12 protein-coding genes are annotated in these 14,454 nt (G+C 54.5%); 10 read left to right on the top strand and 2 right to left on the bottom strand.

Annotated elements, in window-relative coordinates:
• Nucleotide 1: 1 nt before the first annotated feature.
• The 4 genes from AC2FID_RS08465 (at nucleotide 2) to AC2FID_RS08450 (ending at nucleotide 5,578) form a co-directional block, all read left to right on the top strand.
• Nucleotides 2-2,374 carry a thiamine pyrophosphate-binding protein gene (locus AC2FID_RS08465; protein WP_496836339.1) on the top strand — a complete coding sequence of 791 codons (2,373 nt, stop codon included), beginning with the start codon at nucleotides 2-4 and terminating at the stop codon, nucleotides 2,372-2,374.
• A 267-nt stretch (nucleotides 2,375-2,641) separates the two neighbouring features.
• A complete protein-coding gene (locus AC2FID_RS08460) occupies nucleotides 2,642-3,562 on the top strand; it encodes a hypothetical protein (protein ID WP_496836337.1) in 921 nt (306 codons plus the stop codon).
• A gap of 19 nt (nucleotides 3,563-3,581) precedes the next feature.
• Nucleotides 3,582-4,010, top strand: a complete 429-nt coding sequence (locus tag AC2FID_RS08455) for a plasmid mobilization protein (RefSeq protein ID WP_082643591.1) — start codon at nucleotides 3,582-3,584, stop codon at nucleotides 4,008-4,010.
• On the top strand, nucleotides 4,004-5,578 hold the full coding sequence (locus AC2FID_RS08450; RefSeq protein ID WP_170367310.1) for a relaxase family protein: 1,575 nt from the start codon (nucleotides 4,004-4,006) through the stop codon (nucleotides 5,576-5,578). The genes AC2FID_RS08455 and AC2FID_RS08450 overlap by 7 nt, the downstream gene beginning before the upstream one ends.
• 556 nt (nucleotides 5,579-6,134) lie before the next feature.
• Here AC2FID_RS08450 and AC2FID_RS08445 read toward each other — a convergent pair.
• Complete coding sequence (locus tag AC2FID_RS08445; RefSeq protein WP_496697841.1) at nucleotides 6,135-6,551, bottom strand: hypothetical protein; 417 nt, start codon at nucleotides 6,549-6,551, stop codon at nucleotides 6,135-6,137.
• A gap of 360 nt (nucleotides 6,552-6,911) precedes the next feature.
• Here AC2FID_RS08445 and AC2FID_RS08440 point away from each other — a divergent pair, with 360 nt between their 5' ends.
• From AC2FID_RS08440 to AC2FID_RS08425, 4 genes are all read left to right on the top strand, one after another.
• On the top strand, nucleotides 6,912-7,286 hold the full coding sequence (locus AC2FID_RS08440) for a hypothetical protein (protein WP_170666092.1): 375 nt from the start codon (nucleotides 6,912-6,914) through the stop codon (nucleotides 7,284-7,286).
• 540 nt (nucleotides 7,287-7,826) lie between these two features.
• Nucleotides 7,827-8,798 (top strand): ABC transporter substrate-binding protein, encoded by a 972-nt coding sequence (locus tag AC2FID_RS08435; RefSeq protein ID WP_058274113.1) that lies wholly within the window; start codon nucleotides 7,827-7,829, stop codon nucleotides 8,796-8,798.
• Nucleotides 8,799-8,865: 67 nt separating this feature from the next.
• Nucleotides 8,866-9,894 carry an ABC transporter permease gene (locus AC2FID_RS08430; protein ID WP_496697843.1) on the top strand — a complete coding sequence of 343 codons (1,029 nt, stop codon included), beginning with the start codon at nucleotides 8,866-8,868 and terminating at the stop codon, nucleotides 9,892-9,894.
• A gap of 12 nt (nucleotides 9,895-9,906) precedes the next feature.
• Nucleotides 9,907-10,965, top strand: coding sequence for a quaternary amine ABC transporter ATP-binding protein (locus AC2FID_RS08425; protein ID WP_298856018.1), 1,059 nt, complete (start codon nucleotides 9,907-9,909; stop codon nucleotides 10,963-10,965).
• Between the two features lie 33 nt (nucleotides 10,966-10,998).
• Here AC2FID_RS08425 and AC2FID_RS08420 read toward each other — a convergent pair whose 3' ends face one another.
• Nucleotides 10,999-11,922, bottom strand: coding sequence for a LysR substrate-binding domain-containing protein (locus AC2FID_RS08420; RefSeq protein WP_298856016.1), 924 nt, complete (start codon nucleotides 11,920-11,922; stop codon nucleotides 10,999-11,001).
• Nucleotides 11,923-12,159: 237 nt separating this feature from the next.
• On the opposite strand from AC2FID_RS08420, the gene AC2FID_RS08415 reads away from it, so the two are divergent.
• Together AC2FID_RS08415 and AC2FID_RS08410 are read left to right on the top strand one after the other, a co-directional pair.
• Nucleotides 12,160-13,764, top strand: a complete 1,605-nt coding sequence (locus AC2FID_RS08415) for a fatty acid--CoA ligase (protein ID WP_496836334.1) — start codon at nucleotides 12,160-12,162, stop codon at nucleotides 13,762-13,764.
• Nucleotides 13,761-14,447 carry a dimethylsulfonioproprionate lyase family protein gene (locus AC2FID_RS08410; protein ID WP_014880570.1) on the top strand — a complete coding sequence of 229 codons (687 nt, stop codon included), beginning with the start codon at nucleotides 13,761-13,763 and terminating at the stop codon, nucleotides 14,445-14,447. The genes AC2FID_RS08415 and AC2FID_RS08410 overlap by 4 nt, the downstream gene beginning before the upstream one ends.
• Nucleotides 14,448-14,454 lie beyond the last annotated feature (7 nt).

The following is a 14,454-nucleotide window of genomic DNA, read 5'->3' as shown; positions in this document are numbered from 1 at the left end:
TATGCACATTGATCCCACCCAACTGAAGATCGTCGAACAGCGCCTGCTGTGGTTGTCTCATTGGATGATCCACCATGCCAACCATGTCCGACCAAAGGTGGATGGGATCAAGATCGGTGGCCATCAGGCTTCGTCTGCTTCGATGGTGTCGATCATGACCGCGCTCTACTTCTCGGCCTTACGCCCTGAGGACCGGGTTGCAGTCAAACCCCATGCGTCGCCGGTGTTTCATGCGATGCAGTATCTCATGGGTAATCAGACCCGCGAAAAGATGGAGAACTTCCGCGGGTTTGGGGGTGTGCAAAGTTATCCCAGCAGGACGAAGGACATTGACGATGTTGATTTCTCGACCGGGTCTGTAGGTTTAGGTGTCGCGATCACCTCGTTTGCCTCGATCATTCAGGACTACATCAAGGCCAAAAGCTGGGGTTCAGACGCCCCGATGGGGCGTATGGTGGCACTTGTTGGCGATGCCGAACTGGACGAAGGCAACGTCTATGAGGCGTTGCAGGAAGGCTGGAAAAACGACCTACGAAACACGTGGTGGATCATTGATTACAACCGACAGTCGCTGGACGGTATCGTCCGGGAAGGACTGTTTGAACGGATCGAGAAAATCTTCGATGCTTTCAGCTGGGATGTCGTTCGCGTGAAATATGGCGTCTTGCAACGCGCTGCCTTCGACGAGCCCGGCGGAGACCGCCTGCGTGATTGGATCGACGCTTGCCCCAACCAGGACTACTCGGCGTTGACTTTCATGGGTGGTGCGAATTGGCGACACCGCCTCATGGACGATCTGGGGGATCAGGGGGATGTGACCGCTCTGATCGAACGGCGCACGGATGCAGACCTCGCAGCCCTTATGGAGAACCTCGGCGGCAACTGCGTCGAGACCATGGCCCAAACATTTGCCGACATCGATCATGATCGCCCAACATGTTTCCTGGCCTACACAGTCAAAGGATGGGGCACCCCCATTGCAGGCCACAAGGACAACCACGGCGGGCTGATGAACAATAGCCAGTTCGCCGCGTGGCAATCGCATATGGGTGTGCCAGAAGGCAAAGAATGGGAGCCGCTTGTGAAGGTGCAAGACCCAGACGCGCTCGAGGATTTTCTGGCCAGCACCCCGTTCTTTGCCAAAGGTCCGCGCCGCTATTTCGATGACAAGCTGCATGTTCCGACCATCGAGATCGACACCAGTCGCGAAATCTCGACACAGATGGCGTTTGGCAAGATCCTAGACGATCTATCAAAAGGCGACAGCCCATTGGCTGAACGCATAGTGACAACCTCTCCGGATGTGACAGGCACGACAAGCCTTGGTCCTTGGGTGAACCGGCGCAAACTGTTCGCCCGATCGGAGCAAGCCGACGCCTTCATAGAACACCGGATCCCTTCGACGGCGAAATGGGAATTCACGCCGGAAGGGCAGCATATCGAGCTTGGTATCGCCGAAATGAACCTCATGTTGCTTCTTGGAGCGGCGGGTCTGTCGCATTCGCTGTTCGGTAAGCGGCTGATCCCAATTGGCACCGTCTACGATCCATTCGTCAGTCGCGGCCTCGATGCGCTAAACTACGCCTGCTATCAGGACGCGCGCTTCTTGCTTGTTGGCACACCATCGGGCGTCACTCTCGCACCCGAAGGTGGAGCACACCAGTCCGTTGGAACACCGCTCATCGGGATGAGCCAAGACGGGTTGGCCGCTTTTGAACCCGCCTTTGCCGACGAGCTAGCGGTGATTATGGAATGGGCCTTCGACTACCTACAGCGCGATGGTGAAGGGCAGCCCGATGAGCGCACATGGCTGCGCGATGAAACCGGAGGCTCCGTCTATATGCGCCTGACCACCAACCCGATTGAACAGCCCGGAAAACGTGTCGACCAAGAGTTCCGCCAAGGTGCCATTGATGGGGCCTATTGGTTGCGAAAACCCGGACCCAATTGCGAAGTTGTAGTCGCCTATCAAGGAGCAGTCGCGCCGGAGGCAATCAAGGCTGCCGGTATGATTGGTGAAGGCCGTCGCGACATAGGGGTATTGGCCGTGACGTCCGCAGATCGCCTGAATGCCGGATGGACGGCCGCTCAACGAGCACGTTCTCGCGGCAACCTAGCGGCGCGCTCTCACATCGAAACCCTGATGTCCGACCTTCCGCCACACTGCAAGCTTGTCACCGTTATCGATGGTCATCCTGCTACTCTATCCTGGCTCGGGGCAGTGCTTGGACATCAGACAATCTCCATGGGCGTCGAGCATTTTGGTCAGACCGGAACAATCGGCGATCTGTATCGCCACCACTGCATTGACGCAGACGCTATCCTGGAGAAAGTGAATGGCCTGACCCATGGCAGAACTCTTCACCGTGCCTAAGTGGGCTGGATCTGGGCAATAATGCATAGAACAAACTAGCACTGAACATAGACCAAGATAACTAGCGGACCATGTAGACAGTGCTCTTAGGTTCAATGAACCTGCCGAACCTGAACTTGGCTGGTTTGATTGGCGATAACGCCTGAAAAACAGGGCTCCTTTGACTAAAAATCAATAACTTGGACCTCTGCACCGGTCTTCGGGAGGCAGGGGTCGGAGGTTCGAATCCTCTCACTCCGACCAATAAAATCAATCAGTTAAATACGAATGAACTGCGCCGCCGCCGCAGCATACCCGGATTTTGTCCGGATTATTCTGTTTTCAGGGTCTGGTTTCCGAAGAAAAGTGAAAGAAAAACCGCTGAGGGGGCGGCCACCCACCTCAACGGTAATGCAAATTTATCTGCACGAACAGAATACCAAATTCGCAGCCGGTCCGCAATCGCGGGAGGCGCATATGTCTAGGCTCAATCGCTTTGAATGGCTCAAGGCCGTTCTGCAATGCGCTGACCTCAACTCGTCAACTAAGGTAGTTGCCTCAGCGCTTTCGGTACAGTTCACCAACGACAGGACCGGCCAACTCAATCCCTCACTAAAAACGCTTGATGAGTTCCTGGTCGGAATGTCGCTAGCAACCATCAAACGCTGCCTCAAACAGCTTGTCGAGTGCGGTTGGCTGTTTCGAACTGAAGGGCGTGGCGCAGGCAATCACACAGAATACGACCTTCGCTCCCCAACAAAAATCATCCCGTTTCGCCGGAGGAAAAAGGATGCACCGATGAGCCTTTCAGAAGGGCGAAAGGGTTCGCCCGTGAGAGACAAAGGGCGCATGGGTGATCTTTCCTATATAAAGAAAGAACAATCCATAGAACAAAACCTCGCGCTTGAGCCGGATCTGCCGAATGGTGGGCCATCCGACTCGGCGCGCGTGGGCAGTGCGCAACCCGAATTCGTCTCGCGCCAATCTTTCGGCTGCCGCCAATGGGAGCAGTTCACCGAACGAATGTTTGGTGCTTGGATCGACCGGGTACTTCCTGAAGCCATCGAAAACAACGAGCGCGGCTACTGGCTCCCCGGCAGGTTCCCTCCAACGAACAAGAACGAGTGGCCCGTGTTGCGCAGCTGGCTCATCACCGAAGGCTGGACCCTGTTTGCACCATCGAAGCAGGAACTGTGCCATGCGGTCTGAGCAAAGAGCAAGGCGACCCATGTCATACGCTGGCGCTGCTGACACGGGACCTTGCGAGGGGTGGCAAGCCTCCCCTTCGAACCCCACCGGCGGAGGCACGCCGCCCGCCAAAGCGCCGCTCACCGAGACCTTCGTCTTTCGATGTAGCGTTGCTGAGAAGGCTGAGCTTCGCGCCAAAGCCGAAGCTGCCGGAGTGTCTGCCGCGACCCTCTTGCGCGAAGCCTTGGGTCTGACGGAAGCACGTCGTCGCAAGCCTGCGCCTCGCGTCGACCCCGCTCTGGTCCTGGCACTAGGGCGCATTGGCGGTAACCTCAACCAGGTTGCGCGGGTTGTGAATCGGGCGCTTCTGATTGGTCGGGTTGACATGGATACGCTGGCCGTCGCCCGACAACTGGTTGTGATTGAACGCCAGCTTACCAAGATCCTTGATGAGGCACGACAATGCTGATCAAGTTCTTTCCCAATGGCAAAGGCGCGGGTGCTGGTCCAGTTGGCTATCTCGTCACGCGTGAGGTCTTGGCCTATGACTCCAATCGCGATCTAATCCGCGATGCTGATGGCCAGCCCATGACGGTCATACGCGATCCTTTGCCTGAAGTGCTGCGCGGCGATTCCACCCGCACCGAGGCCCTGATCGACGCCAGTCGCAATCAGTGGACCTACCGCGCGGGCGTCATCAGCTTTGCCAGCGAGGACGCACCCACCGAAGCCCAGCAGGTCGAAGTCATGAACGCCTTCGAGGCACTGGCATTCGCTGGTATGGACAGTGAGCAATTCGACTTGCTCTGGGTCCGGCACAGCCACGAAGACCGAGTTGAGCTGCATTTCTGTACACCGCGTTTGGAGCTGACAACCGGTAAAAGCCTCAACATCGCGCCACCTGGCTATCGGACAGCCTATGACAGTCTGCGCGACTTAATGAACAAGACGCACGACTGGGCCGATCCGATGGATCTGGAACGCACACAGGAGGTTCAAGCCACCGTTGAGGCCCCAACTAGGGCACAGGGCCGCGAAGAACTCCACGAATGGATCTTAGACCAGATCAGCATCGGCACCATCACCGACCGCGCAAGCATGGTCGATGCTCTGACCGACGCAGGTTTCGATATCCCCCGCGTAAGCAAAAATTACATCACGGCCAAAGACCCCGACACAGGCGAACGCTGGCGATTGAAAGGAGAGATTTTCCATGACGACTGGCAAGCCGACCCGGCTGAGCGAGAAATTGAACGCGGACTTGGACAAGATCCGAAAAGAGCACGCCGCCTTGATGGATTCTCAATTGCAGAGCTTCAGGAGCGATATTCAAGCATGTGTAACACTCGCGCGGAATACAATCGAAGCCGATACCCGCACGTTTTTGGATTGGAGCGGGACGACCTGGCAGAGTCACATCGACAAGATCAAATTCCTGATTCAGATCTCACCTTGGGCGGTGATAACGGCCTGTATGGTGTTGATCGCAGCAACCTTAGGACTGACTTTTCTGTGGAGCTGGAAACTCTCAACGATAGCCGCCTCGACGCAGCTAGAGAGGTTGGGCATCCAGGCGGTACTTCACGAGGGAGCGACTTATTTGATCCTGCCGCCAGAAACATCAAGCATGCGCACCTGTTCGGTGGCGAGCCGATTGGTTTCTTGCATCAGAGTGGAGCCAAACTAGATGGACCAATCCCTGACAGCCTTGGAGCGAGATTTGCTCGCGTGCGTCGAGCAGTTGGTGACGGCTTGCGAGACCTCCGCCTCGGAATTGCGCAATTTGGAAGAACGCTCGACGACCGGGATCGAGGCCAGGCTAAATGGCTTAACGCAGTGCATCGAGCTGCTGATGAAATCACATCTCAAGTCCGTAGCTACATTGGCCGACTTGCTGACCGAAGAACAGAACTACACCACGCTGGAAGAGAACTTGCAGACGAGTTTGAAGCTAGCGAGAGCCGCCGAAACTCTGCTGCAAGAGAGCTGAATCATGGGCTGCTTGAACGAGACCAAGACTACGGCTTCCATCTTTGATCTGAAGGAATGACGATACCCACTCATCACGAACGCTTCACCATGAGCTTCCGCCAATCCTGCGCCTGCGGGATTGACTACAGAGAATTTGAAAGAGTCGACTCGCTACCGATAGGCATTCCACTAGTTGCAATTGCAGGGGTTTGGGGCGATTGCTACAACTTACGGTGTCTGTTTATGGACACTGACGGAAATCAGTATTTGCGGAATGTGTTCAGGACCAAAAACGGCTACTTGATACCAGAACTTGGGGTCGATGCGAAAATGATCAAAATAGGCCAAGTTGTTCTAGCCTAGCGCTCAACTGCGTATTCTCAGTGAATTCGTAGCGTGAGAACTTTTCGGTATTGCACTTCTTGCATTCGTCTAGAAAGTAGAGACTCCGGTTCCCCAAAGATCGTGGGAACGTATGAGCGTTAGTCCTTTTTCCAAATGCCTTTGACCCTGTGGCGTCGCAGAATCGACACCTCATGCGGTCACCAAGAAATCGAGGCTCGTCTTCCGGTCCCACTAGTTCCTGAACGATTTTATCATAGAGTTTCACTTGTAATCCTACTCAGGTGGGCCTGGGCTGTTTTTTGCGCGTTTCTGGCGATCTAGGGCGCAGTGAGCGCCCGCTCCAACAGTCGTCTCCTGCACCGATCTCGAAAGCATCAGAAATGGCGGCAACTGGAATATCGCCCAGGTGAGCACTTTCGATCTCTGCCATAAATCTTTTTGTCGATTCTTCTAACTTCCAAAGGGCTCTGATTTCCCTCCCGGATTTGATGTTCTCTGCCACTACATCGGTGTTTATTCGCAGCCAAACAGATCGCCCCCATTGTCTCTTGAAAGGGAGAAACTCACCAATAGAACTTGTGAAGAACTCAGCTTCGTATTCTTGCAAATCAAAGCCTTTAGGGAAATCAAAGAGGCTAACCCCTCCTTCAGCCCGCACAAAAGGCGTGCCTCCATAACGCTCACTATCTGGCAACGGGGGATCTACAAAATGAAACCTGTATCTAGAATTTTCTCAAACCGAAGTACGGACGTGGTGTGCCACATACTTCCCTCAAGGTACTTTGAAATAAAGTCTGGTATTGTTACCATATTCTTTGAGTCTCAGCTTTCATATCAACCATGGATTGCGACAAAACGGGCCTCATTCAAACGGTCTTTCGCCATCGCTTAGGGTTATTACTCGAAATGGTGAAGAGTATCGGTTCTGACGCTCCCTGCAAGGTCCGCATTGGGCTGCTAGCTACCGAATACGTCCGCTTTACCCAGTTGGCTCGGCAATGACGTCTATGTTCTCGTGGCTAACATCGATGGGTTTAACGTAAAGGAATATTTGATGGCAGAGAGGACCGAGTATCTGGTCATCCAGTGCGCAAGCGACGGCAGCATTTTGAAGCAACTGCGCGCTCCCAAAAGTGTGAATCCCCGCCTTTTGTTGGAGAGGCTTATTTGCCGAGATTTAGATGATGACTCTGTAATCGAATCTTGCCTACGATCAAACGCCAAGCATTTCTATGATCCCTTTCAGGTAATCGACATGCGGGAGGAGCATCGACGAGAGCAAGCGCGTGATGCGTTGAACGCTGACCCTGAAACTAATGACCCGATTGGAGTCTACAACCGAGCGAGAAACGCGCAAATCCCGCCCGGAAAGACACTACTGATGGCCGGGATAAATCATGAATATTTTGTCCAAGAAGTGGAGGTCTGACTCTGACAAAAGTGATTGTTGATACTACCGCAACGAACGCTAACTTCGTTCACGTCAATATCATCTGTGAATTGTTCAACGGTGTCCGCTTCCTGCAGTTTGCCGCCTGCTGTGCGAGCGATATTCACAACAACAGTGTAGGTCTGGTAAGGGCTCATTCGACCAATTCGGGCCCGTCGCAGAGAAAGTCCGGTGCGAGCCCAAATCTACCGATGCTGCAGCTAGTTCGAATGGGCGTGATGAGCACAGAACGGACGTCCCCGGGTTTGATCACTCCTCCTGCCGACTCTTGAGAAGAGGCAATTATACACACGCATAAGCCACCTATGGATTTACATCTAAGAAGCTTTCGTTGGAACGAAGGTCACTAAATTCGAGCCTGGCTTCAACTCTCCACCTGTAAACAATTGTACATGATATAAAATTCTTTTCAGTTTTTTGCTATTAGGCCTGTCTGTACAAATCATCGCTACAAACAAGGCGAATTTTGGCTTGGAGCGTTTCTCTGCCCCTGTTTCGCCGATGACAAGGAGGAAAGAAATGTTCAAGATTTCAGCGGGTCTCGGGTGCGTATTTGCTGCGGCAATCACCGCTTCGGCGGCCCAGGCAAACGAATGCGGTGAAGTATCACTGATGCAGGCCGATTGGGGGTCAGCGCAAATTGTGACCGCGGTCTCGAAGTTTCTGATGGAGCAAGGCTATGGTTGCGAAGTGACCACGGTTCCGCTCTCGAGCAACCCTGCGCTGGCATCCGTTTCCGAGACAGGAGAGCCCGATATTCTGACTGAAATCTGGACAAACGGCGCGCCGGCTTACCAAGGGCTGGTTGACTCAGGTGCAATCATTCCTGTGACCGAAGTTCTGTCAGATGGCGGTGTCGAAGGGTTCTTTGTTCCGAACTACCTTGTGGAGGAGCATCCGGAACTGGCAACAATTGAAGGCATCGCAGCCAACCCCGAACTCGTCGGAAATCGCTTTCACAATTGCCCCGAGGGATGGACCTGTCTGAATGTCAGCACCAACCTGATGAAGGCAGGCGGGCTGATTGATGCAGGCATTGAAAACTTCGTGCATGGATCAGGCGAAACCCTTGCGGCTTCGATCGCTGCCGCCTACGAAAACAAAGAGCCGTGGTTCGGCTTTTATTGGGCACCGACATCGGTACTGGGCAAATACCCGATGACCCTGGTCGATATGGGCCCCCATGACCCTGAAAAGCACGCCTGCAACATCACAGCGGAATGCGCGACGCCAGAAATGAGCGCCTTCCCCCGCAGTGAAGTCGTTACAGTTCTGTCGAAAGAATTCATGGCCGAAAACGCAGCAGTGTCTGACCTGATGACAAATCTGTCCTTCACCAACGCACAGATGGGCGAAACGCTGGCATGGGTCGAGGACAACAATGCCTCCTACGATGAAGGTGCGGTGCACTTTCTGACGACCTACAAGGATGTCTGGGGAGCGTGGCTTAACGATGCTGCGCGCGACAAACTTTCCGCATTGCTGCAGTAAACTGCATGGACAGGGGCATCCTCAGCGATGCCCCTAACGCACTGAAGTAGATCGGAAAGTGGGATAAATGGCCTTCTATGACAAGTTGTTCAGCGCATTGGGTTTGAGCGAATGGTGTGGCACGTCAGATGACAAAGCGCCTCTTTCGCTGGCGGACCTTGCGGCGCAAGCAGGAGGAGAAGAGGCCTCTGGGCCGCTCATTCCAATTCCCTCATTTGATAATCTGCACGAAAGCTGCAACCGCATATGGCAGTCGCGCGATGTAACCAACGGGATCGAAGAAGGGTTTCTGGCAGCCAAACCGGTCCTGAAAACCGTTCTGGACCCGATCACACAGCCATTGAGCTGGATATTGGATGGCGCACTTTGGCTGTTTGAAGCGACGCCATGGTTCATCATGGTCCCGCTTCTGGTGGCGATTTCCTGGTACGCGTCACGTTCGCGCCCTGTGACGATCTTCGTGGCCGCCTCGATTATGATGCTGGCCCTCGTAGACCACTACGATGTGGCGATGCAAACCCTGTCGATCGTCTTTGTGTGTACGACGATTTCGGTGCTGTTCGGTGTGCCCATTGGAATTGCCATGTCGAAATCCGACCGACTGCAAAAAGGCGTCGTTCCGTTGCTCGACCTGCTGCAGACCCTGCCGACATTCGTGTACCTGATCCCTCTGATTTTCTTGTTCTCGGTCACGGAATCCAAACTGTACGGGATTGCGATCATCCTTTACGCGATTGTCCCGGTGATCCGCCTGACCGATCTGGGCATCCGGCTTGTCGACAGGGATGTGATCGAAGCGGCCAATGCCTTTGGCATGAATGACCGCCAGAAACTGATGCGAGTACAATTGCCGCTGGCGTTGCCGAACATCATGGCCGGGATCAACCAGACCATCATGATGAGCCTTGCCATGGTCGTGATCGCCTCTCTTGTTTCGGCCCCTGGCCTTGGCGTGAACGTGTTGCGCGGTATCCGAAACCTTGAACTGGGTGTGGGCATCGTTGCGGGTATCGGCATTGTTCTGCTGGCCGTGATCCTTGACCGCGTGTCAAAGGCAGCTCTCACACGGGTCGATAAGACCCAAGTCAAACATTAAGGAGCCGGTTCAATGACACAGCCAATGGTCCGCCTGTCCGGGCTCTATAAAATCTTTGGCGCCCGCGACAAGGACGTGTTGCACCATGTCCAGGATGGCATGGGCAAGGAAGAATTGCTGGCGCAGCACGGGCACGTGTTGGGGCTCAACAACATCAACATCGATATGCAGGCGGGGGAAATCACAGTGGTCATGGGCCTGTCCGGCTCTGGGAAATCTACTCTGATCCGCCACTTGAACCGTTTGATCGAACCCACTGCGGGCGAGATCATCGTGCAGGGTGAGGACGTGATGCAACTGTCCGAGGACGGGTTGCGCCATGCTCGACAGGAAAAGATGTCGATGGTGTTCCAGAAGTTCGCGCTTTTGCCGCACAAAACCGTGCTGAAGAACGCAGGCATGCCGCTCTCGGTGCGCGGCGAGGACGAGACGACTTGCGACCGTGAAGCCGCAAAATGGCTGGAACGCGTGGGTCTTAGCGGGTTCGAGAACCATTATCCAGCGCAATTGTCCGGTGGGATGCAACAGCGTGTGGGCATTGCCCGGGCGCTGACCGCGAACACACCGATCATGCTGATGGACGAGGCTTTCTCGGCTCTTGACCCACTGATCCGAACCGACATGCAGGACCTGCTGCTCGAGCTGCAAAAAGAGCTGCACAAGACCATCATCTTCATCACTCACGATCTAGATGAGGCGTTGAAGCTGGCCGATCACCTTGTGATCCTAAAGGACGGCTTTGTCGTGCAGCAGGGTGAGCCGCAGCATATCCTGCTGAACCCCAACGATCCCTATATCGAAGATTTCGTGAGCGACATCAACCGCGCACGGGTTCTGCGGGTGCGCTCGATTATGACCCCGCTTGTCGGTGGCAAAGTGCCAAAAGATGCCCATGGCGAAGTGGACGTGAACGACACGCTCGAAAGCATGATCGCGCGGTCCGGCGGGGATACGTCACACGCCTATGTTGTCAAGGATGGGGAGAAGACAGTCGGCTCACTGGATATGACTGAACTGGTTCGCGCTCTTGTCCCTCGCGTCGCATCCGAGGCCGGTGCCCGTCAGTCCTGAAGCGCGCTGACGGCAGAGCTGGAATTCAACAGATCAGGCCCGAAATAGCCGCATGGTTGGGTCGGCCTCGATCTGTTCGAACAGCCAGTCGATAAATGTATCGAGCTTGGGGTTGGGTGCACGCTCTTTTTGCGTCGCCAGATACCAGCGGCCTGGCTCGGGTACTGAAATGTCGAAGGGTCTAACCAGACGCCCCCGCTCAAGATCACGCTCGCAAAACGGTGCCCTTGCGACGCTGATACCGTGATTATTTAGAACAGCCTCACGGACAAGCGGGTAATTGTCGAAAACAGAGCCAAATTTCATCGTTTCGCGATCTAAGCCCGCCGCATCCAACCAACAGTCCCAGTCATCCGGCTCATTCCATGTGCTTGGGACACTAAGCAGAAGGAAATTTCTGAGCTCTTCCAGCGGCATTCCACCGCTTGCGGTTTTCAAGGCCTCCGGAGCACATACCGGGTAGATATCGGTTTCGAACAAGGGGCTGTAGTCAAATCTCTTATCAAACGGTGGCGCGTTGAACACGCCCACATCGAACCGGTGCATATCATAATCACCGTCTTCAAAGGTCGAGACGATGCGCACGCGTGTGTCCGGATTATCCTGAAGAAATTCAGCCAATCTGGGCTGTAACCACATTGTATTGAAACTTGCGTAGGACTGAACGAGCAACACGTCCGGTTCCTCAGGTGTCTGGATGCGCCGAGTGGCTTTGATGATTCCCTGAATGTGTTCGCGTATTGGCGGGTAATATTGCTCGCCAGCCGGTGTTAGCTCGACCGAACGGCTTGTGCGTTCCAGTAGTTTAACACCGATTGTTGTTTCTAATGCTTTGACCTGGTGGCTGACTGCCGCATGCGTCACACAAATCTCGTCAGCGGCCTTTCGGAAACTCTTGTGACGCGCCACCGCCTCAAAAGCGCGCAGTGAAACCAGCGTGGGCATGTGAGTGGTCATTGCTGCATCTCCTCGATGAAATCAATTCTGCTTACCCTCAAGCAGAGTTATCCGACGACGGGCGCGAATATAGCAGGGTATTGATACTCTTTTTCATAACCTGTCAGGGGGTAGCACGCAATTCGCGGTGCGATGTGATCGGTTAGAATATCTTGATGAACGGAAATTTCTTTCAGTTCTTCAACTGGGGAAGAGATGCCAGATTAGGGGCTAAAGAAGCTCAAGGATTCCACCTTCATGCCGCCACTTTCACCTTCGCCAAATGCATATGGCTATCCGTTGCTGATTAAACACTTGCTGGCCGGATCCCAGCTTGTGTCAGCCAGCCAAGAGATCGTCAGCGGCACCGAAATGCGGTTGAGCTATGCGGACTTGGGCAAACGCGTGCGCCAACTTGCCAATTCTTTAAAGGCGAGCGGGATACATGAGGGTATGCGCGTCGGTGTCATGGATTGGGATACGCACCGTTATCTTGAGTGTTTTTTCGCGATCCCGATGATGGGCGCGTCCCTTTTCACGATCAACGTGCGTTTGTCTCCTGCTCAGGTTCTTTATACGATCAACCATGGGCAACCGGATCTGATCATCGTGCACCGCGATTTCATGCCGCTCGTTGAGGGTATCAAATCGGGCTTTGATCGGGACATCACCATCGTGCCGATTGGAGACGGAGAAGGATATGAAGAGTGGATAGGCAAAGCCCCAGGCAGCTTTGACTTCCCGGACTTCGATGAAAACCAAACGGCAACCTTGTTTTATACAACCGGGACCACCGGCAATCCCAAAGGAGTGAGCTATTCACATCGGCAGTTGGTCCTTCACACCTTGGGTCTGATCGCTGGTTTCGGCGCGTGGCCCGGGAATGCCGGATTTCATCGCGGCGACGTTTACATGCCGCTTACACCATTGTTTCATGTCCACGGCTGGGGATTTCCATATGCCGCAACGATGCTGGGGCTGCGTCAGGTCTATCCCGGTCGATATGACCCTGACACTATCTTGCGATTGATTGCAGCCGAAGGCGTCACCTTTTCCCATTGCGTGCCAACGGTTCTGTCAATGGCGCTCGACCATCCCATCTGCCCGCAAACTGACCTGCACAGATGGAAAGTGATCATTGGCGGGGCCGCCTTGCCGCGAGGCCTGCAGGACCGCGCCGCGGCGGCAGGCATATCCTTGCATGCGGCCTATGGGATGTCCGAAACCTGTCCGTTTCTGACGGTGGCCGATTTGTCCAGCAATGACCCCGAGATGCAGGCGCAAACCGGCTTTCCCGGCCCTCTTGTCGACCTTCGTGTTGTAACACCGGATATGCAGGACGTCCCACATGACGGTGAAACAACCGGCGAAGTTGTTGCTCGGGCGCCCTGGTTGACACAAGGCTATCTGGATAATGCGCAAGCCTCGGATGAGCTTTGGGACGGTGGGTATCTGCATACCGGGGATGTTGGGTATATCCGCGAGAATGGATCGCTGCAGATTACTGACCGCCTCAAGGATGTGATCAAGACCGGCGGCGAATGGATATCCTCACTGGCACTGGAAAACATAGCATCGTCTTGCAGCGGCGTTGAGGACGTCGCGGCAATCGGGTTGCCGCACGCGAAATGGGGTGAAAGGCCGGTCTTGGTTGCTCAAGCCGCAAAAGATGCCGATCCGGATCTTGTGCGCTTGAGAGTCATTGAAGAAATCCAGTCGCGTGTCGGTGCAGGCGAGATCTCAAAATGGGCAGTTCCAGACGAGATAGTCTTTGTCGACCGCCTACCTAAAACCAGCGTCGGCAAGCTCGACAAGAAACTCGTGCGGAAAGATATTTCAACGCGCTCGGACTTTAAATCATGACAGACAAGCAACGCCGTATTCAGGCGCTTATCGGGTCCATTGTCACCTATCTGCAGGCTCACAGAGCTGCCACGCGCGGCGTTGACCTGACGTTGGACAAGCTGGCAGCCATGGACCTGAAGGGTGAGAGGCTCATTGATTTACCTCCCCAAGGAACCCGGCACGATGAGGTTCTGAAGAACGCCATCGCCGGGATTGTCGCCCCCGAATTGCAGGAAATCGCAGGTTGTCTGAAAGCGGCCAAGGATGATCTGATCTGGCGCGAAGACAACGCCCAATTCTATCCCCCTGGTGCCGAATTGGGCGAGGGATACACAAAGTGTAACCTACATACTCTGCTGATTGGGCCAGACGCATGTGGACATCACCATCCCGATTTCAACCTTGGCATTTTCATGCTGGGTCCAAGGACGCTGTATCGCGACCACAACCACGACGCGCCAGAGCTGTACCTGAACCTGTCCGAGAAATCTGGTTGGCGGTTTGGCACCCGTGACTGGCAGGATTATCCGGCTGGATCACTTATCTGGAACGCGGCGGGCGATCCCCACGCCACCCGGGTCTATGACCAGCCATTCATCTCCGTCTTTGTCTGGCTCGAGAACGTGAATTCACCCTGCAACGTAATCCACTTCGACGATTGGGCAGAGATCGAACAAGATCTTGCCAAACAGTCCAATTGAGGTTTCC

Source organism: Ruegeria sp. CDSC068 (genome assembly GCF_059610545.1).
The sequence above is the reverse complement of the archived record's forward strand: the minus strand, read 5'-3'. Positions and strand labels throughout refer to the sequence as shown.